The sequence below is a fragment of the Roseicyclus marinus genome (assembly GCF_030163795.1).
In the GTDB taxonomy this organism is placed as follows: domain Bacteria; phylum Pseudomonadota; class Alphaproteobacteria; order Rhodobacterales; family Rhodobacteraceae; genus Roseicyclus; species Roseicyclus marinus.
On the sequence record NZ_JASJOF010000003.1, the window covers coordinates 202,998 to 223,654 of the forward strand.

A 20,657-nucleotide genomic window follows, 5' to 3' on the forward strand; every position below is an offset into this window, starting at 1 on the left:
GGGTTGATGGGGCAGGCCGGAGCCTTGTCAGGCCGAAAAGATCATCGGTGTGATGATCCGCGCCTGGCTCCAGGCGCGCTTGATCGGTCCCTTGTCGGTCATGTTGCCCGCGCGGATCGCGGCGAGCGCCCATGTGATGGTCGCCAGCGGCAAAGTCGCGAGGAAGATGATCCCGAAATAGATCATGAACTCGGTCTTCGGCGGTTTGTGCCGGCTGACCGGATGGTCAGAGGTGAAGTCCGTCATCTTTCCTCTCCCTCATTGAGATCGAAACCCGTAGGGGCGAGTGCCCGCACGGTATCCTTGACGACCCGCTCGGCCCCATTCGCCAGCGCAGCCTTTTCGGCGGCGTCGCGCAGCGATTTGGCGGCGGAGATGCGGGTCAGAACCGGGTGTTCCTCGACGATGCGGTCGAGCAGCGCCTGCGCATCCGCATCCCAGGGGAAATCGCGGCGCAGGGTGGTCGGCGTGGCCTCGGCGGCATCCATGACGCTGCCCAGGGGCAGGATGTGGAAGAGCGCGTCGAAAAGGCTGTTGCAGACTTCTTGTATCATGTAGGTCGCGCCCGCGTAGCCCATGAAGGGCGTACCCGTCGCGCGCCGGATCGCGGCGCCCGGAAAGCTGGCGGGGATGAACGTGGGCTTGGGCCCATGCCCCCCGGCCATTTCGGCGAGATACATCTTTTCGTTGATCGACCCCATCAGGACGAGGGGGCGCTTGCCATGTACCATGGCGCGAACCTCGTCGTTGTTGGTCTTGCGCCCGGCGATCCGCGCCACGGCAAAGGCGCAAGGAAGGCCCATGTCGGTCTCGAGAAACTGGCGCACGCCGCGGGCATAGGTCTCGTTCGCCACGATGCCAAAGCTCGCCGTGGCAAAGAAATCCTGCGTCACCGAGCGCCAAAGATCCCAGACCGGTTTGATCGTCGAGTGCTTTTCTCGCGCGATGAAGGGCTCCGGGTCGAGGCCCGTCAGCTCACCCAGCTTGCGCAGGAATTTGGTGGTCGATTCGATCCCGATGGGCGCCTGCAGGTAGGGTTTGCCCAGAACCTCGGCCAGACCGCGTCCGAATTCGCGGTACATCACGATGTTCACATCGGCATTCACGAGGTTGCGCATCTCGGCCAGATGGCTGCCCAAGGGCATGACCATGTTCACTTCGGCCCCGATGCCTTCGACCAGACGCCGGATCTCGGCGAGGTCGGAGGGCATGTTGAAGGTGCCGTACATGGGACCAAGGATGTTGACGCGGGGGGCGGCGCCCTCCTCGCGCTTTTTCTCCGGAGGCATCCGGCCTTTGGTCATGCCGAATTCGGTGAAGATCCAGGTCATCGCGCGGTCGGCGCTTTCCCATTGATCCTCGTCGATGGTGCGCGGCAGGAAGCGCTGGATATTCGTGCCCATGGGTGTCACGCCGCCGCCGATCATCTCGGCGATGGAACCCGTCACCACGACCGACGGCAAAGCGGGGTCGAGCACGTCCCAAGCGCGTTTCATCGCGCCCTCGGTGCCGTCGCGGCCCAATTCCTCTTCGCCCAGACCCGTGGTCACGATGGGCAATTCATGGGGCGGCAGCGCGTCGGTGTAGTGAAGCACGCTCGTTACCGGCAGGTTTTCGCAGCCGACCGGACCATCGATGATGACCTGCAGGCCCTTCACCGCGGTGAAGGCATAGACCGACCCCCAGTAGCCGCCGGCGCGATCGTGATCCTGGATCAGCATCAGATCATCTCCTCGGCCTTGGCGGCGCGCGCCAATTTGTCGAGTTTCTTCTGATGCGCGGCGCGGAAATCGGGGCGCAGGTTCGGTTCGCCTTCCCAGATGCCGGCGGTGTCGCCCTCGCCCACTCCGGCGAAGAACTCGCGCATGTGCTCCATGCGGCCCTTGTTGGCCATGGCGGCGTTGACCACCTGCCCCAAGGACCCCGCGCCCGCAGGCCCCATCAGGGGACGGGCAGAGATCAGGTTGGTGAAATAGAGTGAGGGGATCCCCATCTCCTTGCCCTTCTGCACCACGGGCGTGGTGCCGATGGCGAGATCCGGCTTGATCGCCTCCATCGCGGCGCAATCATCCTCGAGGCTGGCGCGGAACTTCACCTTGACGCCGCGCGCCTCCAGCCATGCGACATCGGGCGCGGACCATTTCGTCTTGGGGCAAGCGGTGCCCACGTAAGGAACCTCAGCGCCGCTTTCGATCAGGAGGCGCGCGACCAGCAATTCCGAACCCTCGTAGCCGGACAGCGTGATCGTGCCCTTTACAGGGTTCGCCGCCAGCCCGGCCTTGATCGCGGGCAGGAACGCGTTTTGCGCTGCGGCCACCATCTCGGGCTTCACACCATAGGCGGACCCGATCGCGGCAAGCCAATCGGCGGTGCCGTCATGTCCCACGGGGGCAGAGCCCACGATGGTGCGGCCCGCCGCCTCGAATTCGCGGATCGCAGCGGTGTAGAATGGGTGGATCGCCGCAACGACATGGCTATCCAGCGCAGAATAGAGCTCGCGCCACTCACGGCAGGGAACGACCGGACCTGCCGCCAGACCGAGTGGCGCGAGCATCCCTCCAATACCCAAAGGGTCTGCAGGGAACATTTCGCCCAACAGGGTCACTGTCGGACGATCGGATTTGCCCGAAACGGGGGCTTGCACTGGGCCAGCCTCCACTTCCTTGCGGGCATAGTTCAGCATCGCGCCGGCCAACACATCCTTGGCCTCGGCGTGGGTGGGGATCCCGAAACCGGGCACATCGATGCCGACGATCCGGACCCCGTTGATTTCGTTCGGCAACAGCCGCAGCGGAACACCCGACGCGGTGGGCACGCAAAGATTCGTGACCACGATGGCGTCATACCGATCCGGATCGGCCATGTCGTGGACCGCCTCGCGGATATCCTCGAACAGCTTGCCCGTGACGAGCGTCTCGGAATTGAACGGCACGTAGCCGACCGAACGGCGCGCGCCGTAGAAATGCGAGACAAAGGTGAGGCCGTAGACGCAGCAAGCCGAGCCAGAGAGAACGGTCGCGGTGCGGCGCATCCGAAGGCCCACGCGGAGCGAGCCGAAGGCCGGGCACATCGACTGCGGCTTGTCATGCGGGCCTTGCGGATAATCCTTGGCGTATTGATCGAGGATCTCGGACTTGCCCGCCATGCGGGCGGCCTTTTCCATCTCGCCGGCACCGGCATGGCAACCCATGCCGTCGCCACCTTTGGGCGCGGTGCCGGTGGGTTCGACACGCGCCTCGCCGCGGATCACCTCCACTTGGGCACTGTCGTCGTATCTGATTTCCTCGGTCATCCGCTCATGCCTCGTCGTAGATGACTTCGAGGGACGGCCTGATGACCGCATTCTTGCCGCGCATGTCGGCGTCGCTGGCGGGTTCGAGCGTGATACCGGCACCGGTTTCCGAGCCGTCGAACAGCTGCAACAGCTGATCCTGGTTCAGCGCGACGGGCTTCATCGGCGGCGCGACGGCGACATTGTCGCCCAATGCCGCAAAGAGGCTGCCCCATTCGCTCTCGGCCGTGCCGACGATCTGGTAGTTCGCCGATTTCTTGCGAAGGTCGTCGTTTTGCGGGATGGCGGCGAGGATCGGGATGCCTACAGCCTCGGCAAAAGCTTGCGCCTCGCCCGAGCCGTCATCCTTGTTGATCACCAGACCCGCGACACCGACATTGCCACCCAGCTTGCGGAAATATTCCACCGCCGAGCAGACGTTGTTGGCCACATAAAGCGATTGCAGGTCGTTGGACGCGACGAGGATCACCTTTTGCGCCATGTCGCGGGCAATCGGCAGGCCGAAGCCGCCGCAGACCACGTCACCCAGGAAATCGAGCAGCACGTAGTCGAAATCCCAATCGTGGAAGCCGAGTTTTTCCAGCAGTTCGAAACCGTGGATGATCCCGCGCCCGCCGCAACCGCGACCGACCTCGGGCCCGCCCAGTTCCATCGCAAAGACGCCGCCGCGTTTGAAGCACACGTCGCCGATCTTCACTTCCTCGCCCGCCAGTTTCTTTTGGGTCGAGGTTTCGATGATCGTCGGGCAAGCCTTGCCGCCGAAAAGCAGCGACGTCGTATCCGATTTCGGATCGCAACCGATCAGGAGCACGCGCTTGCCCTGTTCGGCCATCATGTGGCTGAGGTTGGCGAGCGTGAAGGACTTGCCGATCCCGCCCTTGCCGTAGATCGCGATGATCTGCGTCTTTTTCGTGGGTTCGCCCTGCGGCACCTCGAGCGTCGGCTCGTTGGCTTCTTCGCGCAGCTTGGCGTCGTAATCACGCAGGTTCGGAACATCGAGGCTCATGCGGCGTTCTCCCAATCAAGTATCATCTTCAGGCAGGCGGGGTCTTCGAACGCGGTCTGATACGCACTCTCGGCCTGCTCGGCGGAAACAGTGTGGGTGATGAGACCAGCAAGGCTCAGCGCCCCGTGGTCGATCAGGTCGCGGGTGGCGACCAAGTCTTCGCGCGTCCATTCGGCGGCGATGCGGAACCGCGCCTCGCGCAGAAAGGCGGGCGGGAAAGAGAATTGCAGCGGCTCGGGGTAGAAACCGGCGAGAACGATCTCGCCGCCCTTGGCCAAGCGGCCGACCATCGTGTCAAGCAGGGATGACACGCCCGAGGCGTCATAGATGCAGCCGTAATCGCGGCGCGGATCGTCATCGGGGTGAAGGACGCTGTAGCCCGTCGCGCCGACCTGACGGTCGGCATTGATTTCCCAGACGGTGGGGGCGGCCCCGCCTGCTGCGATGGTCAACCGGGCAAGCAGGCGCCCAAAGACGCCGTGGCCGATGATCAGTTCGGGCAGTTTGGTGTTCATGCCGGCAAGCGCATGACGCGCGGTGGCGGCAAGGGCGAGCAGCGCACCTTCGGCCCCAAGGGCCGGATCGATCCGGACGACGCGGTCGGCGCCCGTCACCAGACGACGCGACGCGCCGCCGAACAGGCCTTTGACGTCGCCATAGCAATTGGCGCCGGGAACAAAGACGCGATCACCAGGCTTGTAGCCTGTTCCCGCCGCCGCCTCGACCACCTCGCCAGCGGCCTCGTAGCCGGGGATGAGCGGATAGCCCATGCCCGGAAAGGGGGGCATCTGGCCGGACCAAAAGAGTTTCTCGGTACCCGTGGAAATCCCGGAATGACGAACCTCCACCACCAGATCGCCGGCGCCCGGATCATTCAGCGTCACCTCACCCAGTCCTAGGGTTTTGGGGCCTTGCAAGATGACGGCGGTGGTTCTCAAGGTCGTGGGTCCCGGTGTTTGCAGAGGAGGGTGTAAAAGAATCCCACGTCTGCGGCATTGTGAGTGTCAGTTTAACCTGACACTCTGCTATGTCAATCTCAATAGACATAGCTGTCCGTTTTTCCTTACAGTTTCCGGCCCTCGACCACCGAGGTGATGAAGGGTCGGGCTGTCTTGCGGATACGGATGTCGGTGAAACCGGCGGCTTTGAGGTGATCGGCGATCTCCGCGGCGCTGCGCGCGCGGCCGGTGCCCATGGCAAGGCAATAGAGGCCGAAATAGGCGTCGCCTGCGCGCGCCGGATGATCGCCGCCCGACATCGGCTCGCTCACGATGATGCGCCCGGCTTCGGGCAGGGCGGCGTGGGCCTTGGTCAGCAATTGCCGAACCGTGGCGTCGGTATGGTCATAAAGCACGCGGATCAGGCTGATCGCGTCGGCGCCTTGCGGAAGGGCGTCTGTGCGGAAACTGCCCCCGGTGATCTGCGCGCGGTCGGTCAAACCAGCCTCGGCGAAACGCTGCGTCGCGGGTTCGATCACGACGGGCAGATCAAAGAGATGCAGGCTCAGACCCGGATAGGCTCGCCCCACAGCTGTCAGGAACGCGCCCGTTCCCCCGCCCACATCCAGAAGCGTTTTTATTCCCCTAAGGTCGAGGGCGCGCAGCGCCTCTTCGGCCACCAAGGTCTGGCTTTGCGCCATCAGCTCAGAATAGGTGGCGGCGGTCGCGGGATCGATCTGACCGCCGGCGCCGAAGACATAGGGCCAGAAGGCCGCCAGTTCGGTCGCGGGCGCATCGCGGAAGAAGGCGACCGGATCGGCCATGTCACGATAGAGCACGTCATGGTGCCGGATCATTTGCGCCAGCCCGGGAATACCCGGCAACGCGGCGCCCAAACGGCCCAGCGCATAGCGCCCGTCGCGTTGCCGTTGCATCAGGCCCAGCGCGGCGGCCGCCAGACACAAGACGCGCATCCGGTCAGGATTGATCCCCGTCCTGAGCGCCAACCCCGCGATACTGCGCGGCTGCGTGGACAGGTGCTCGGCCAGGTCCAGCTGGACGAAGGCCATCAAGATCTGGCTGTGAAGAAACCCCGCCACGAGATCGAAGAGCGCCTCGCCGTCCTTGCGGGCGATCCGCGCCGCGACCGGCGTGCGGGCAGCCCAGGATTGGAACCGCCGCGAGCGGAGCAAACCCGTTTTCCAAGCATAAAGCCTGTCCCGGAGGCGCGGGCGGTCGGGGTCACTCTGATCGGCCAAGGCCATGGATCACGCTGTATGATGAGCGGGAAGAACGGGGGTCAGGCGCTCGGCGGTCTTGCGAACCATGTCGCACAGCATCGCCTCACCGGGGCAGGACGGGATCGAGGCGATGGCCCCCGACAAGATATCCTCCAACCGGCGGATCGCGCCGCGCACACCCAGTTCGGAGACCGCGTTGGGCCGTCCGTTGATTTCGTCCTGATGCGCGGGCTTGCCCAGCGTCGCCTCGTCATAGAGCGCGTCGCGCAGATCGTCTGCGACCTGAAACGCTTCGCCGATGCGCGCGCCCAGTTCGGTCCATGCGTCCGGCTCCTCGCCGGCGGCGGCGGCGCCCATGCGCGTTGCCGCGGTGAATAGGGCGCCTGTCTTGGCGCGGTGATAGGCGCGCAGATCGATTTGTGTCTCGCTTTCCCAGCCCTGACCGGCACAGATGCCGCCGGGCATGCCGCTCGATTCTCCCAAGATGCGGATCAGGTCGATGGCACGGGCGGGATCCACAACGGCGGCGCGGGCCAGAACCTCGAAGGCCATGATGATCAGGCTGTCACCCGTCAAAAGCGCCAGCGGCTCGCCATAGGCGCGATGCACGGCAGGCTTGCCCCGGCGGATATCGGCATTGTCGAAACAGGGCATGTCGTCATGCACAAGGCTGGCGCAATGGATCAACTCGATCGCGCTTGCTGCGGCATCCGCAACGCCGGGCCGGTCATCGCCACAGGCCAGCGCGACCGACAGGCAGATGGTGGGGCGGATACGGGCGCCACCGGGGCTGACCGCGTAATCAAGCGCCGAGGCAAGGCGGGGCGGGGCCGATCCGGCCTGGCCCAGCCGGATGGCACCGGCGATGGCGGCTTCGATCCGGGGTTTCAAGGACATCGGCGCGCCTTTCCGCTGAGGAAGAATCTGGTCCAATGGACATGTCTGATGTAAACTAGAGTGGACAAATGCCTTTTGACTGTCAATATAAACTGACACTTGTTCAGGAGAATGCCGTGACACATGCCCAGGTCCGGGCCCCCGCGCGGGCCGTCGTGATCGGCGCAGGCATCGGCGGCTTGTCGGCGGCATTGCGGCTGGCACATGCGGGGCTGGCGGTGACGGTCGTCGACATGGGCCAAGGCCCGGGCGGCAAGATGCGGACCCGCGACAGCGTGGCGGGCCCGATCGACATCGGCCCGACCGTCATGACCCTAAAGCGCGTGTTCGAAACGCTTTTTGCCGATGTCGGCGCGCGCCTGTCCGATCACGTGACGCTGACGCCCGACAGCATCCTGGCCCGACACCACTGGCGCGATGGCTCCACCCTCGACCTGTTCCACGACCCCGAGGAAAGCGCGCGCGCAGTCCATGCCTTTGCCGGGGCGGAGGCGGAAAAACAGTTCCGCCGGTTCTCCGGACGGGCAAGGAAACTATACGACGCTTTCGAAGGGCCGGTGATGGAAGCGGCCAAGCCCAGCCTTCCCGCGCTTACCGCGCATGTTCTGAAAAACCCGGGCCTGATCCCTGCCATGGCACCGGGCCGAAGCCTTGCCGCGACCCTAGCCGCGCAATTCACCGATCCCCGCCTGCGGCAGCTATTCGGGCGTTATGCCACCTATGTCGGTGGGTCCCCTTACCAAAGCCCCGCCGTTCTGAGCCTCATCTGGCATTCCGAGGCCGGTGGCGTCTGGCGCGTCGACGGGGGGATGAACCGATTGGCGCAAGCGATCTGCACATTGGCCAAGGACAGGGGCGCCACCTTTCGCTTCGGCACGAAGGCCGAGCGCATCGAGCAACAGGACGGGCGCGTCACAGCCGTACACCTGTCTGACGGTACGCGCCTGCCCGCAGACCTGATCTTGTTCAACGGTGACCCCAAGGCTTTGGTCGACGGCCAACTGGGCCACGGGCCTGCCACGGCCGTTCCGCGCAAATCGGTGGCCGACCGCAGCCTGTCCGCCTTCGTCTGGGGATTTGCCGCCGAACCCGCAGGCGTCGATCTGGCCCATCACAACGTTTTTTTCTGCGCCGATCCCAAGCGGGAATTCGACGATCTGGCCGCGGGCCGCATGCCCGAGGACGGCACGCTTTACCTCTGCGCGCAGGACCGGGGCGGCGTCTCCCCCACCGGCCCCGAGCGTTTCGAGATCATCCTCAACGGCCCGCCCGGGCACCCCTCGACCCCGGAGGACGCATACACATGCCGAACACGTACATTCGAAACGCTGGCCCGGATGGGGCTGAGGTTCTCGCCGACGCCGGACATCACGGCCTTGACCATGCCAGGGGATTTCGACCGGGCCTTTCCCGCGTCGGACGGTTCCCTTTACGGGCTTTCCCCACATGGGATGATGGCGACATTCCAGCGGCCGACGGCGCGGACGAAACTGCGCGGCCTTTACCTGGCCGGGGGCGGGGCGCATCCGGGGGCGGGGATTCCGATGGCCTGCCTCTCCGGGCAGCACGCGGCCGCGGCGATCTTGAGCGACCTTGCTTCGACCTCGATGTTCCGGCCGATGGCTACGCCTGGTGGTATGTCGACGGGATCAGCGACGATGGCGAACGCGCGATCTCCATCATCGGCTTCATAGGGTCGGTTTTCTCGCCTTGGTATCGCTGGTCGGGACGCAAGAACCCCGCCGATCATTGCTGCCTGAACGTCGTGACCTACGGGCGCGGCGGGCGGTGGACGATGACGGATCGCGGTCAGGATGCACTTGGCCTGTCGCGCGACCGGCTCCAGATCGGGCCATCGGCGATGGTCTGGGCAGGCGATCACCTGCGCATCGAGATTGCCGAGATGTCGACGCCCCATGCCCAGATGCTGACAGGCGAGGTGATCGTGCGGCCCAGCGCCCTGACACAGGTGGAAATGGCCCTGACGCCCGACGGGGCACATGTCTGGCGACCCTTCGCGCCCAAGGCCGATATCGAAGTGCGATTGAACCGCCCGGGATGGAGCTGGACGGGGCATGGCTATTTCGACGCCAATTTCGGCACCCGCGCGCTAGAGGCCGATTTCCGGTACTGGACATGGGGGCGGTTCCCGCTGAGGGACGGCGCGGCCTGTTTCTACGACGCCCAGCGCCGGGATGGCTCCGAACTGGCCGCCGCCATCGGCTTTGCCGAGGACGGGACGCCGCGCGCGATCGACATGCCGCCGAAGGCGCGGCTGAAACGGCCCGGCTGGATGGTGCGCCGCGAAACACGTGCCGATGCAGGCCACCAGCCCCGGCAGGTCAAGGCGATGCTCGATGCGCCCTTCTACAACCGCGCCGCCGTGCAGACCCGCATCAATGGCGAGGATACCGTCGGCGTGTTCGAGGCGCTTGACCTCGACCGGTTCCGGGGCCCGTGGCTGATGCCGATGCTCGCGGTGCGGGTTCCACGTCGACCCGGCTGGCCGGGATGGTTTTGACCCTGCCATGCTGAAACCCCGCCTGACGCGGTGAAGGGCAGGACGGTTGCGAGCGCCCACCCGGCCCGCCATATAAGTCCCGACAAAGACGGAGGCCTCATGGCAGACAGTGATTTTCCCGGCTGGCACGGCACAACGATCATCGGCGTCCGCAAGGGCGGGCAGGTGGTCGTCGCGGGTGACGGGCAGGTCAGCCTTGGCCAGACCGTGATCAAGGGCAGCGCCCGCAAGGTTCGGCGCCTTTCGCCCGGCGGCTATGACGTGGTCGCGGGCTTCGCGGGGTCCACCGCGGATGCCTTCACCCTTCTGGAACGGCTGGAGAAAAAGCTGGAGGCGACGCCGGGCCAGTTGCAGCGCGCCAGTGTCGAATTGGCCAAGGATTGGCGCACCGACAAGTACCTGCAAAAGCTCGAGGCGATGCTGATCGTCACCGATGGGCGCGAGCTCTACATCATCACCGGTGCGGGCGACGTTTTGGAACCCGAACACAACGTCGCGGCCATCGGGTCGGGCGGCAATTACGCATTGGCTGCCGCCCGCGCGATGATGGAGACGGAGAAAGACGCCGAAACCATCGCACGGGATGCGATGGCGATTGCTGCCGATATCTGCGTCTACACGAACGGCAACCTGACCGTGGAAAAGATCGGCGGATGACCGGGATCACCCGCGACGACATCCGCGCCGCCGTCACGGCGGGCGTGATGACCGAGGCGCAGGCGGCGGCCCTTGTCGTCCTGTCCGAACAGCGGTCGGGCGTGCGCAAACATGTCGATGGGCTCGACGAACCTTTTGAATTGTTCAAATGCTTCAACGAGATCTTCATCGTCGTCGGCCTGAGCATCCTGTACCTTGGCTTTGCCGGGGTCACGGGCATGACGATCCTTGGCACCACGCAGGGCTATATCCTCGGGATGGTCAATGCGGTGGTGGGCATGGCGGGCGTCATCGCGCTGGCGCGGTATTTCACGATCAAACGCCGGATGGTCGCGCCCTCCATCGCGCTGGCGGTCATCTTTGCGCTGATGGCCGCGCAATTCGGTTTCGCCTTTGCCGCCATGCTGGACATGACCACGCCCGGATCCCTGACCACGGCGGCGGCGCTGTCGGCCCTGTTCCTGTCGGTCTATTATGCCCTGTTCCGGGTGCCCTTCACCGTCGCCCTGATCGCGCTGTCGGTGTTCGCCACTAGCTTTGGGATGGCTACGCTGGGCGGAAACTTCCCCACGGATCCGCGCGACATCTTCCTGCTGAGCGCTGATGGCCCCTTTGCCGTCCTGACCGTGGTTTTGGGCCTTGTCGGTCTCATCATCGCGCTGGGCTTTGACATGTCTGACCCGCACCGCGTGACGCGCCGGGCGTCCTCGGGGTTCTGGCTCCATGTGATCGCGGCCCCTGCCATCGTGAACACCGTGGCGCTGACCTTGTTCGACGCGGGCACGCTGGCCGCCCAACTGACGCTGGCCGCCTTTCTCGCGCTGATGGCGCTTTTCGCCGTGGTGATCGACCGGCGGTCCTTTCTTGTGGCGGGGGTGGGCTATGTCGTTGCGCTGGCCATCACCGTCGTCGAGGGGCAGGCGTTTTTCGTTATCCTAATGCTGGGTGCGGGCCTTGTCCTGCTTGGCGCGCAATGGGAGGCGCTGCGCCGCAAGATCATGCGCGCCCTGCCCGGCTTTCCCGGCAAGACCCGCTTGCCGCCCTACGAATCCCTGAAACAGGAGTCCGCATCGTGACCGACCTGACCCCCCGCGAAATCGTGTCCGAGCTTGACCGCTTCATCATCGGGCAAAAGGACGCGAAACGCGCCGTGGCCGTGGCGCTGCGCAACCGCTGGCGGCGCAAGCAGCTGGGCGACGACCTGCGCGAAGAGGTCTACCCGAAGAACATCCTGATGATCGGCCCCACCGGGGTGGGCAAGACCGAGATCAGCCGCCGCCTTGCGAAACTTGCCCGCGCGCCCTTCATCAAGGTCGAGGCGACGAAATACACCGAGGTCGGCTATGTCGGCCGCGATGTCGAGCAGATCATCCGCGATCTGGTCGATGCCGCGCAGGTCATGGTCCGCGACCTGATGCGCGAAGACGTGAAGGCCCGCGCCCATGACGCCGCCGAGAACCGCGTGATCGAGGCCGTCGCCGGCAAGGATGCCCGCGACCAGACGCGCGAGATGTTCCGCCGCAAGCTGCGCGCGGGCGAACTGGACGACACGATCATCGAATTGGAGATCGCGGACACCTCCAACCCGATGCAGGGCCTCGAAATCCCGGGCCAGCCCGGCATGGGCGGGGGCATGATGAACCTTGGCGACATTTTCGGGAAAGCCTTTGGTCAGCGGATGGTGCGCAAGCGCCTCACCGTCGCGGCCAGCTACGAACTCCTGATCGCGGAAGAGGCCGACAAGCTTCTGGATGACGAGAGCGTGAAAAAGGCCGCACTGGAAGCGGTCGAACAGAACGGCATCGTCTTCATCGACGAGATCGACAAAGTCGCGGCCCGGCAGGACGTGCGCGGCGGCGATGTCAGCCGCGAAGGCGTGCAGCGCGACCTGCTGCCTCTGATCGAGGGCACGACCGTTTCAACCAAGCTAGGGCCAGTGAAAACCGACCATATCCTGTTCATCGCATCGGGCGCCTTCCACATCGCCAAACCCTCGGACCTTTTGCCCGAACTTCAGGGGCGCCTGCCGATCCGGGTGAACCTGCGCCCCCTGACGGAAGAGGATTTCATCCGCATCCTCACCGAAACCGACAATGCCCTGACCCGGCAATACACCGCCCTCATGGCGACGGAAGAGGTCACCGTGACCTTCACCGAGGACGGGATCGCGGCGTTGGCCAAGATCGCCGCCGATGTGAACCAGTCGGTCGAAAACATCGGCGCGCGCAGGCTTTACACGGTGATGGAGCGTGTCTTCGAGGAACTCAGCTTTACCGCCCCCGACCGGTCGGGCGAGGCCGTGGTGGTGGATGCTGATTTCGTGGAAACCAATCTCGGCGAATTGACGCGCAGCGCTGACCTGAGCCGTTACGTTCTTTGACGGAAGGCTGTATCAGGCGGGCATGATGTATCGTGCCAGTCGTCCCATTGTCGTTCTTGTCCTTGTCTTGGTTCTGGCCGGATGCGCCGGCCGCGCCATGGTCGCGCTTGTGCCCGGTGCACTGGGCATTGGCCAAAGCGAAACGGTGCTGGTCGCCAGCACCCGCGTCTTCGAAGATGGCGATTGGGGCACCGAGCGGCTCGAAGGGCTGAGTTTCGTCAGCTTCGACGTGAACATCCCGCCCGACCGGGAACCGGGGCAGGTGGAACCGGTGCGCGACCGACGCACGCCTGATCCGGCCACCAATTTCCTTGTCACACGGGCCGAAGCCTTGGACGGCGCTTCGACGTTCCGCGCCGCGCTCCAGCGCGAACTTGCCACCCGCCCGTCGGACCAGCGCGAGGTGATGGTGTTCGTCCACGGCTTCAACAACACCTTTGCCGACGGGCTCTACCGGACCGCGCAAATCCGCCACGATTTCCAGATACCGGGCGTCGCCGTCCACTACGCCTGGCCCAGCGCCGGGAATGCGCTGGGCTATGCCTATGACCGCGACAGCGCGCTCTTCGCCCGCGACGGGCTGGAAACGCTCCTGCGCGAGATCACGGCAAGCGGGTCGAACCGGATCGTGCTGGTCGCGCATTCGCTGGGATCCTCCGTCACGATGGAGGCTTTGCGCCAATTGCGGATCGCCGGGCGCGACGACGTGCTGAACCGGATTTCAGGCGTGATCCTGATGTCGCCCGACCTCGACGTGGACCTGTTCCGCAGTCAAGCGATGCGGATCGACCCCCTGCCGCAGCCCTTCGTGATCTTCACCTCGCAACGCGACCGGGCGCTGCGCATTTCCGCCGCGATCACCGGCCAACGGTCCCGCCTCGGCAATATCGGGACGGTGGATGACGTGGCGGATCTGAACGTCACACTGATCGACATTTCCGAATTCCGGGGTGGCGCGCGCGACGGGCTGAACCATTTCGCCGCCGCGACCTCGCCCGCGATGATCCAGTTGTTGCAGCAGGTCGCCGCCGTTGACATCTCGCTTCAGCGCGACGCGACCCAGAACCTCGGGATCCTGCCCGGAACCGTGTTGACGGTGCGCAACGCGACGCAGATCTTCCTGCAGCCGCTGACGCAGCCTTAACGCGGCTTTTTCAGATAGACGTAATAGGCGCCGCCCCCGCCATGGCGCTGATGCGCCTCGCGGATATCCAGAACCACGGCACCCAATGGCGGCATGTGCAGCCACATCGGCACCTGGTGGCGCAACACCCCCCGCCGGATCGGGATCGGGTCGGGCGTATCGCGGTCCTTGCCCTTGCCGGTGATGACCAGAACCAGACGTTTGCCCGCATCATGGGCATCGAGAATGAAGCGCGTCAGCACCGGATGCGCCTGCGACAAGGTCATGCCGTGCAGGTCGATCCGCCCCTCGGGCTTCAGCTTGCCGCGCGTCATCTTGCGAAAGGCGGCATGATCCATCCGGATGGGCGCATGAGCCAGACGCTGCGACAGGTCGTGATCGGGGCGCGGTGGATGCGGCTTTGGCGCAGCCTTTTCCCCGATGCGGAATGCGGACATGCGTTCGCGTGGCAAGACCGGATCGGGGATACGGGTCTGTGCCGGGCTTTCAGGCTGCACCGGCTGCGACCGGGTCGGGGGGACAAGCGGCGATGCGCTTTGCGCGACCCGGTCCCACAATGCCTTGTCATCGGCGCTCAGGCCGCGTTTGCCGCGCCGCCCCATCGCTCAGGCGTCCGGAACGCGTTGATGCGCCATCTCGATCGGCAAAAGCACGATCATCCGCCCCGGGTCGCGGATCGTCCCCGCGGCCTCGCCCGCCGCGTCGCCGAAGCCGAAAAAGATATCGGCGCGCTGCGCCCCGCGGATCGCCCCGCCGGTATCCTGCGCGATCATCAGGCGGTGCATCGGTTCGGCCCCGGCCTTTTCGATCCAGACCGGGGCGCCCAGCGGCGTATAGGCGGGATCGACGGCGATGGTCCGCAAGGGTGTCACCGACCGGTTCATGGCCCCCAAAGGCCCCAGCGCGGGATCCGCGATATCGACTTCACGAAAGAAGATATAGGACGGGTTGTGGAACAATAACTCGCGCCCGTCCGCCGGATTGCGCCGCACCCAGTTGCGGATCACCTGCGCGGAAACCTGATGCGCATCGTAGATGCCGCGCCGGACCAGTTCCTGCCCAATCGACCGATAGGGATGACCATTGCGCCCACCATAGCCGACCCGGATCACCGACCCGTCGGTCAGGCGGATCCGCCCCGATCCTTGCACCTGTAGAAAAAACAGCTCGACCGGATCATCGACCCAGACGATTTCCAACCCGCGCCCCTCCAGCAACCCGCCTTCCTCGATCTCGCGGCGGCTGAGCCACACACCGTCTCGCGCTTCGGGCGGGGTACGGTAGATGGGATGGCGAAACCGGCTGGACGGGGTCCGCGATCCCTCCAATTCAGGTTCGAAATATCCGGTGAACAGCGCTGGATCCTCACCCCCGATCAGGACGGGGCGAAAGAAAAGCTCGAAAAAGGTGCGGGCCTCGGGCGCGGCCTCGGCAAGGGCGCAGAGCGCCTGCCATTCCTCGCCGTCCATGTCCGCGCAGGTGTTGCGAAAAACGGACAGGGCCGCGGCGTGATCGTCTTCGGCCCAACCGTGCAGGTCGTCAAACGACAACAGCGTGACGCTCTGTTCAGCCATGGCGGCGCAGGTCCATCCCATCAGGGCGAGCCATAGGCCCAATATCGCGCCGCGCCCGGCCATCGCTCATCCGTCGGTGGCCACCAGTTCCCAGTTCGGGTCCTTGGCACCCATGTTGCGGGCAAAGGTCCAGACATCGCGCTGGCGCTTGATCTCGTTCGGATCGCCCTCGATCACCTCACCGGCGGCATTCTTTACCACCGAGGTCAATTCGCCGACGAACCGCACCGTGACCTCGCCAACGCAACTCGACCGGTCGAACCGCGCGCTTTCCAGCGACAATTCCCGCACCCCGACGAAAGCGGCCTGAATTGTCAGCCCCTGTTCCTCGCGCTGGCGGATCACCGCCTCGAAAGTCTCGAGAACATCCGCTGCAAGGAAGGGACGCAATTCGTCCACATCGCCATTTTCGAAGGCCATGAGGATCATCTCGTAGGCGCCGCGCGCGCCTTGCAGGAATTCGGTCACGGTGAAGCCCGGCTCGGCCAGTTTCATGGCGGCCAACGCCTTGGCGCTGTCGCTGCCATCCTCGACGTGATCGGTGATGTCGCGGTCGGGCCCGCCCTCGATCACCTCGAAATCACGGCGCGGGTCGGGACGGCTCGGCGCGCGGGCCGCCGTCGGTTTTTCGAACCCCTCGCGGGTGCCCAGAACGCTGCGCAGACGCAGGATCAGGAAAATCGCGATGCCGGCCAAGACCAGCAGGGACAGAAGGGACGAATTCATCGGAAATCCTCAGGCGGACGCGGACGGGGTTCTAACAAGGTCGCAGGGCACATATGTAAGGCAGGGGTAGGGTCAAGTCCATGACCGAGGGGGCGGCAATCCGCCCGTGCCCGGAAAGGAGCCGATGCGATGTGGTTGTTTCTAGCCTTTCTTATGGTGCCACTGATCGAGATTGCGCTGTTTATTCAGGTCGGGGGTCTGATCGGGCTTTGGCCGACACTGGCGATCGTGGTGCTGACCGCCATCGCGGGCACGATGTTGGTCCGTTCGCAAGGTGCACAGGCCCTGATGCGCCTGCGGAGCAGCCTTGAAACGCTGAACGATCCCACCGAACCTCTGGCGCATGGGGCGATGATCCTGTTTTCGGGCGCGCTCCTTCTGACGCCGGGTTTCTTCACCGATGCTTTGGGCTTTGCGCTTTTGGTACCTGCCGTGCGCGCCCTCGTACTGCGCGAACTGCGCAAGCGTATCCGCGTCCAGAGCGTGGCACCCCGCGCCCCGTTCCGCGACCACGGCCATGCCGAAGACGTGATCGACGGAACCTATACGGTTGAGGAGGATCTCCGCCGCCCGCCCGGTCCGTCCGGATGGACACAGCGCTGAACCCCCCGCACCTCTTGGCATTGAGGCATGTCGCGCGGACTGCTAGACCGCGCGCAACATGACAGGATCAACCCGGAGAGACCGATGACCGATACCCATGGCGGTTCCACCCCCGCGCAGCCCGAAGGACAGGCAACCCAGCCCGTCCTGCCCAAGATGCAAGTTCTCGGGCAATTCGTGCGCGACATGTCCTTCGAGAATATCGCCGCCCAGAAAGCGGTGAATGCCTCGGTGCAGCCCGACATCCAGGTTCAGGTCGCCCTCGACGCCCGCAAGCGCGAGGCCGAGGATCAGTACGACGTCATCATGAAGCTCAAGATCGAAAGCCGCACGCGCGAGGAAACGCCTCAGCCGATCTTCCTGATGGAGATGGAATACGGCGGTATCTTCAAGGTCGAGAATGTGTCGAACGAACAGCTGCATCCCTTCCTGCTGATCGAATGCCCGCGAATGCTGTTCCCCTTCGTGCGTCGCATCGTGTCGGACGTGACGCGCGATGGCGGCTACCCGCCGCTGAACCTCGACTCGATCGATTTCCTTGCGCTCTACCGCCAGCAGCTCGCCCAGCGCGCCGCGACCCGCAAAGCAGACGCCTGAGCGTCCTTCAGTCGAACCGCGACCAGATCGCGCCGTCCCCCAATTCCGCGACGAAAGCGGCATGGGCGGCGCGATCCTCTTCGCTGAAACGGGGTGGCAGGGGTGTGGCGCGCGGACGCGGACGCCAATCGCCAGCTTCCTCCCGCGACTGCGCTGATCCGGCTTTGCCCTGACCCGACAGGGCGAAATCGGGCTGACGACCCCCCGTCAGTTCAAGATACACATCGGCAAGGATCTCGGAATCAAGCAGCGCGCCGTGCAAGGTGCGGTTGGAATTGTCGATCCCGAAGCGCCGGCACAACGCATCAAGCGATGCAGGCGAACCCGGAAACCGCCGCCGTGCGATCATCAGCGTATCGATGGCGCGGTCGCTGGGTATCGGGGAAAACCCGCACCAATCCAGTTCCGCGTTCAGGAACCGCATGTCGAAACTTGCGTTGTGGATGACCAGTTTGGCATCCCCAATGAAATCGACGAAAGCCTGTGCGATTTCGGCAAACCGCGGCTTGTCGGCCAAGAACTCCTCTCCGATCCCATGAACGGCAAAGGCTTCGGCAGGCATGTCGCGGTCGGGGTTGATATATTGATGATAGGTGTTTCCGGTTGGGACCTGGTTCCACAATTCTACCGCCCCGATTTCCACGATCCGGTGCGCGGGCGTGTCGAATGGGTCAAGGCCCGTGGTCTCGGTATCCAATACGATCTCACGCATCGCCATGTCCTCCAGTCGTCAAACTTTGCACCAGACCTGCCACGCTTGCACGCGTCTGCTCCAGCGTCTTCGTCTCGATCACATGATCGCCGCGCGCCCGTTTCTCGCTATCGGGCACCTGCCGGGCGAGGATCTGAGCGAACAGCGCTTCGGTCATGCCGGGCCGCGCCATCACGCGGGCGCGCTGCGTCTCCGGGTCGGTCGTGACGACCAAAACGGCATCTACACCGGCCTCGCCCCCCGTTTCATAGAGCAGGGGGATATCCAGAACCACTAGCGGTGCCGCCGCGTGGTCGCGGCAGAATTGCGCCCGATCCGCCGCCACCAGCGGATGCACCACCGCTTCGAGCCTGCGCAGCAGATCCGGATCGGTTTTCATCGCCGCGCGCAGGGCATCCCTGTCCACGGCACCATCGCGAACGGCTTCGGGCAGGATCGCGGCCACAGGACCCACCGCCGCACCCCCCGGTGCATAGAGCCGATGCACGGTGTCATCGGCATCCCAGACCGGCACGCCCAACTCGCGGAACATCGCGGCAGTCGTCGATTTCCCCATCCCGATCGAGCCTGTCAGACCAAGCCGAAAGCTCATTCCGCCAGAACCGCTTGCCGCAGATCGTCATCCACCAGCGGTGTGTAGCCGAACCAGCGTTCGAACCCCGGCACCGCCTGATGCAGCAACATGCCCAAGCCATCCACCGTTTCGCAGCCCGCCGCCCGCGCCGCTTGCAACAGCCCGGTTTCCAGCGGGGCGTAAACGATATCGGTCACGACGGTCGGCGGGCTCAACCGCGACAGGTCGATGGTCAGCGGCGGCTGCCCAGTCATGCCAAGCGAGGTCGTGTTCACGATCAGGGCCGAGCGTTCGACCAGATCGGGAATTCGTGTCCAATCCTGCGGTTCGACCCGCGCCCCGAATTGTTCCTTCAACCCTTCGGCCCGCGCCCGCGTCCGGTTGGCGACGAAAACCTGAGGCGCACCATCCGAAATCAGCGCCGAAATGATCGCCTTGGCCGCGCCGCCCGACCCCAGAACCAGCGCCGGACCAACTGATGCGCTCCATCCCGGCAGCTTTTGCCGGATGTTCGACAAGAACCCCTGCCCATCCGTGTTGTCCGCCTGGATACGCCCGTCGCCCAGAAAGGTCAGCGTATTCGCCGCCCCGATCAGTGCGGCGCGGTCCGTCACGGTCGATGCGAGATCCAGAACGTATTCCTTGTGCGGAATCGTGATGTTGACGCCCACAAACCCCATCTCGGGCAAAATGCGCAGCGCCTCGGCAAGATTGGCGTGGGTGATGTGCAAGGGAACGTAATGTCCCTTCAACCCGTAACGGCGCAACCAATGCCCATGCAGCCGGGGCGACAGCGAATGCGAGATCGGATCGCCGATAACCCCGGCGAGGGGGATGGCGGGACGGATCATGCAAACCTCCAGCCGCGCAAGCGCAGGTGTGAACATAGTTCCAACAAGGGAAGGCCCAGTACGCTGAACCAATCCCCCTCGATCCGGGCGAACAGGCGCGCACCCGATGCTTCGGCCTGATAGGCGCCGACGCAACCTTCGACCTCAGGCCATGCGCGATCGAGGTAATCGTCGATTTCCGCCGCGGTCACTTTGTGCATCGTCATCCGCGCGACCCCGACATGCCGCCAGACGGGCTGGGTATCTTCATACAGAACCGCTGCCGAATAAAGGTGATGCGTCTGCCCCGACAACCGCGCCAGATGCTCTGCCGCTTCTGCTCGATCCTCCGGTTTTGCGAAAATCTCGGATTTCAGCGACAGGATCTGGTCGCACCCCAGCGTCAGACCCTGTGCCGCAACCTTCCGCGCCTTCGCTTCAGCCAAGGCATCCGCCACATCCCGCGGGGTTGCCCCATCCGCCACAAGCGCCGCACGGATCGCGTCTTCGTCGACGCGGGCGATCTTCACATCATGCCCGATTCCCACGCGCGCCAGCATCTGGGCACGGATCGGCGATCCGGAGGCGAGCAAAAGGCGGTCGATCTGCGGTGAAAAGCTGTCCATGATCCTGTTGATAACGGAGGGGCAGAGGTAGGGACAATCCTGTTGACGGGTCCCCATCCCGCTTTTCTTGCCATGATCTACCGGAAAACACCGCTTTCATGCGGCACCCATGCACGGGGACAGGATATTCACCCTGCGCTGGGCATGGAACTAGCCACTCGCATCTATCCGCTTTTTTCCACAGGTTCGTCCTACCCTCATTATCGTATAAACTACTGATAAATATATATTTTTTTACATATTCGTAAAGTTGTGAGCATGTGCTGAACAGATTGATCCCTGTGCATCCTTTGGGGGAGATATCCGGGACATCGGGTTTTCCCCACTTATCCACGGTCC

At 64.4% G+C, this 20,657-nt stretch carries 22 protein-coding genes; 8 read left to right on the top strand and 14 right to left on the bottom strand.

What is annotated here, in order from left to right:
* Positions 1-27 precede the first annotated feature (27 nt).
* The 7 genes from pufQ to QQK63_RS06085 all read right to left on the bottom strand — a co-directional run bounded on the left by pufQ (position 28) and on the right by QQK63_RS06085 (position 7,374).
* Positions 28-246, bottom strand: a complete 219-nt coding sequence (gene pufQ / locus QQK63_RS06055) for a cytochrome PufQ (RefSeq protein WP_277825477.1) — start codon at positions 244-246, stop codon at positions 28-30.
* Positions 243-1,721: a chlorophyllide a reductase subunit Z gene (gene bchZ / locus QQK63_RS06060; protein WP_277825479.1), complete on the bottom strand. Its 1,479-nt coding sequence runs from the start codon at positions 1,719-1,721 to the stop codon at positions 243-245. Before bchZ ends, pufQ begins: the two co-directional genes overlap by 4 nt.
* Positions 1,721-3,292 (bottom strand): chlorophyllide a reductase subunit Y, encoded by a 1,572-nt coding sequence (gene bchY, locus QQK63_RS06065; protein ID WP_277825481.1) that lies wholly within the window; start codon positions 3,290-3,292, stop codon positions 1,721-1,723. Before bchY ends, bchZ begins: the two co-directional genes overlap by 1 nt.
* Before the next feature lie 4 nt (positions 3,293-3,296).
* Positions 3,297-4,298 carry a chlorophyllide a reductase iron protein subunit X gene (locus QQK63_RS06070; RefSeq protein WP_277825483.1) on the bottom strand — a complete coding sequence of 334 codons (1,002 nt, stop codon included), beginning with the start codon at positions 4,296-4,298 and terminating at the stop codon, positions 3,297-3,299.
* The gene (gene bchC / locus QQK63_RS06075) at positions 4,295-5,236 is read right to left on the bottom strand and encodes a chlorophyll synthesis pathway protein BchC (RefSeq protein ID WP_277825485.1); all 942 of its coding nucleotides are present in this window, start codon (positions 5,234-5,236) and stop codon (positions 4,295-4,297) included. The genes QQK63_RS06070 and bchC overlap by 4 nt, the downstream gene beginning before the upstream one ends.
* 125 nt (positions 5,237-5,361) lie before the next feature.
* Positions 5,362-6,501, bottom strand: coding sequence for a methyltransferase (locus tag QQK63_RS06080; protein ID WP_277825487.1), 1,140 nt, complete (start codon positions 6,499-6,501; stop codon positions 5,362-5,364).
* A 3-nt stretch (positions 6,502-6,504) separates the two neighbouring features.
* Positions 6,505-7,374: a polyprenyl synthetase family protein gene (locus QQK63_RS06085; protein ID WP_277825489.1), complete on the bottom strand. Its 870-nt coding sequence runs from the start codon at positions 7,372-7,374 to the stop codon at positions 6,505-6,507.
* Between the two features lie 68 nt (positions 7,375-7,442).
* Here QQK63_RS06085 and crtD point away from each other — a divergent pair, with 68 nt between their 5' ends.
* The 6 genes from crtD to QQK63_RS06115 all read left to right on the top strand — a co-directional run bounded on the left by crtD (position 7,443) and on the right by QQK63_RS06115 (position 14,076).
* A complete protein-coding gene (gene crtD, locus QQK63_RS06090) occupies positions 7,443-9,068 on the top strand; it encodes a 1-hydroxycarotenoid 3,4-desaturase CrtD (RefSeq protein WP_377133953.1) in 1,626 nt (541 codons plus the stop codon).
* On the top strand, positions 9,023-9,895 hold the full coding sequence (crtC, locus tag QQK63_RS06095; protein ID WP_277825951.1) for a carotenoid 1,2-hydratase: 873 nt from the start codon (positions 9,023-9,025) through the stop codon (positions 9,893-9,895). The genes crtD and crtC overlap by 46 nt, the downstream gene beginning before the upstream one ends.
* A 99-nt stretch (positions 9,896-9,994) precedes the next feature.
* The gene (gene hslV, locus QQK63_RS06100) at positions 9,995-10,552 is read left to right on the top strand and encodes an ATP-dependent protease subunit HslV (protein ID WP_277825493.1); all 558 of its coding nucleotides are present in this window, start codon (positions 9,995-9,997) and stop codon (positions 10,550-10,552) included.
* Positions 10,549-11,628, top strand: a complete 1,080-nt coding sequence (locus tag QQK63_RS06105; protein ID WP_277825495.1) for a hypothetical protein — start codon at positions 10,549-10,551, stop codon at positions 11,626-11,628. Before hslV ends, QQK63_RS06105 begins: the two co-directional genes overlap by 4 nt.
* Positions 11,625-12,932, top strand: coding sequence for an ATP-dependent protease ATPase subunit HslU (gene hslU, locus QQK63_RS06110; RefSeq protein WP_277825497.1), 1,308 nt, complete (start codon positions 11,625-11,627; stop codon positions 12,930-12,932). The genes QQK63_RS06105 and hslU overlap by 4 nt, the downstream gene beginning before the upstream one ends.
* A gap of 22 nt (positions 12,933-12,954) precedes the next feature.
* Entirely contained in the window at positions 12,955-14,076 is a 1,122-nt protein-coding gene (locus tag QQK63_RS06115; RefSeq protein WP_284283183.1) for an alpha/beta hydrolase, read from the top strand.
* Here QQK63_RS06115 and QQK63_RS06120 read toward each other — a convergent pair.
* The 3 genes from QQK63_RS06120 to QQK63_RS06130 all read right to left on the bottom strand — a co-directional run bounded on the left by QQK63_RS06120 (position 14,073) and on the right by QQK63_RS06130 (position 16,376).
* Complete coding sequence (locus QQK63_RS06120; RefSeq protein ID WP_348540427.1) at positions 14,073-14,513, bottom strand: Smr/MutS family protein; 441 nt, start codon at positions 14,511-14,513, stop codon at positions 14,073-14,075. The two genes, QQK63_RS06115 and QQK63_RS06120, sit on opposite strands and share 4 nt — an antisense overlap.
* Before the next feature lie 168 nt (positions 14,514-14,681).
* A complete protein-coding gene (gene mltA / locus QQK63_RS06125) occupies positions 14,682-15,713 on the bottom strand; it encodes a murein transglycosylase A (RefSeq protein WP_377133960.1) in 1,032 nt (343 codons plus the stop codon).
* 3 nt (positions 15,714-15,716) lie between these two features.
* Positions 15,717-16,376 carry a Tim44/TimA family putative adaptor protein gene (locus tag QQK63_RS06130; protein ID WP_277825503.1) on the bottom strand — a complete coding sequence of 220 codons (660 nt, stop codon included), beginning with the start codon at positions 16,374-16,376 and terminating at the stop codon, positions 15,717-15,719.
* A gap of 129 nt (positions 16,377-16,505) precedes the next feature.
* Here QQK63_RS06130 and QQK63_RS06135 point away from each other — a divergent pair, with 129 nt between their 5' ends.
* Complete coding sequence (locus QQK63_RS06135) at positions 16,506-16,979, top strand: FxsA family protein (RefSeq protein WP_277825505.1); 474 nt, start codon at positions 16,506-16,508, stop codon at positions 16,977-16,979.
* Positions 16,980-17,063: 84 nt separating this feature from the next.
* Positions 17,064-17,576 (top strand): protein-export chaperone SecB, encoded by a 513-nt coding sequence (secB, locus tag QQK63_RS06140; RefSeq protein ID WP_277825507.1) that lies wholly within the window; start codon positions 17,064-17,066, stop codon positions 17,574-17,576.
* A 7-nt stretch (positions 17,577-17,583) separates the two neighbouring features.
* On the opposite strand, the gene dnaQ is transcribed toward secB, so the two are convergent.
* Genes dnaQ through QQK63_RS06160 form a run of 4 tightly spaced genes read right to left on the bottom strand, consistent with a single transcriptional unit; the run spans position 17,584 to position 20,318 of the window.
* Positions 17,584-18,288, bottom strand: a complete 705-nt coding sequence (gene dnaQ / locus QQK63_RS06145; protein WP_277825509.1) for a DNA polymerase III subunit epsilon — start codon at positions 18,286-18,288, stop codon at positions 17,584-17,586.
* Positions 18,281-18,880: a dephospho-CoA kinase gene (gene coaE / locus QQK63_RS06150; protein ID WP_277825511.1), complete on the bottom strand. Its 600-nt coding sequence runs from the start codon at positions 18,878-18,880 to the stop codon at positions 18,281-18,283. Before coaE ends, dnaQ begins: the two co-directional genes overlap by 8 nt.
* Positions 18,877-19,713 carry a shikimate dehydrogenase gene (locus QQK63_RS06155; protein WP_277825513.1) on the bottom strand — a complete coding sequence of 279 codons (837 nt, stop codon included), beginning with the start codon at positions 19,711-19,713 and terminating at the stop codon, positions 18,877-18,879. Before QQK63_RS06155 ends, coaE begins: the two co-directional genes overlap by 4 nt.
* Positions 19,710-20,318: a Maf family protein gene (locus QQK63_RS06160; RefSeq protein ID WP_277825515.1), complete on the bottom strand. Its 609-nt coding sequence runs from the start codon at positions 20,316-20,318 to the stop codon at positions 19,710-19,712. The genes QQK63_RS06155 and QQK63_RS06160 overlap by 4 nt, the downstream gene beginning before the upstream one ends.
* Positions 20,319-20,657: the final 339 nt, after the last annotated feature.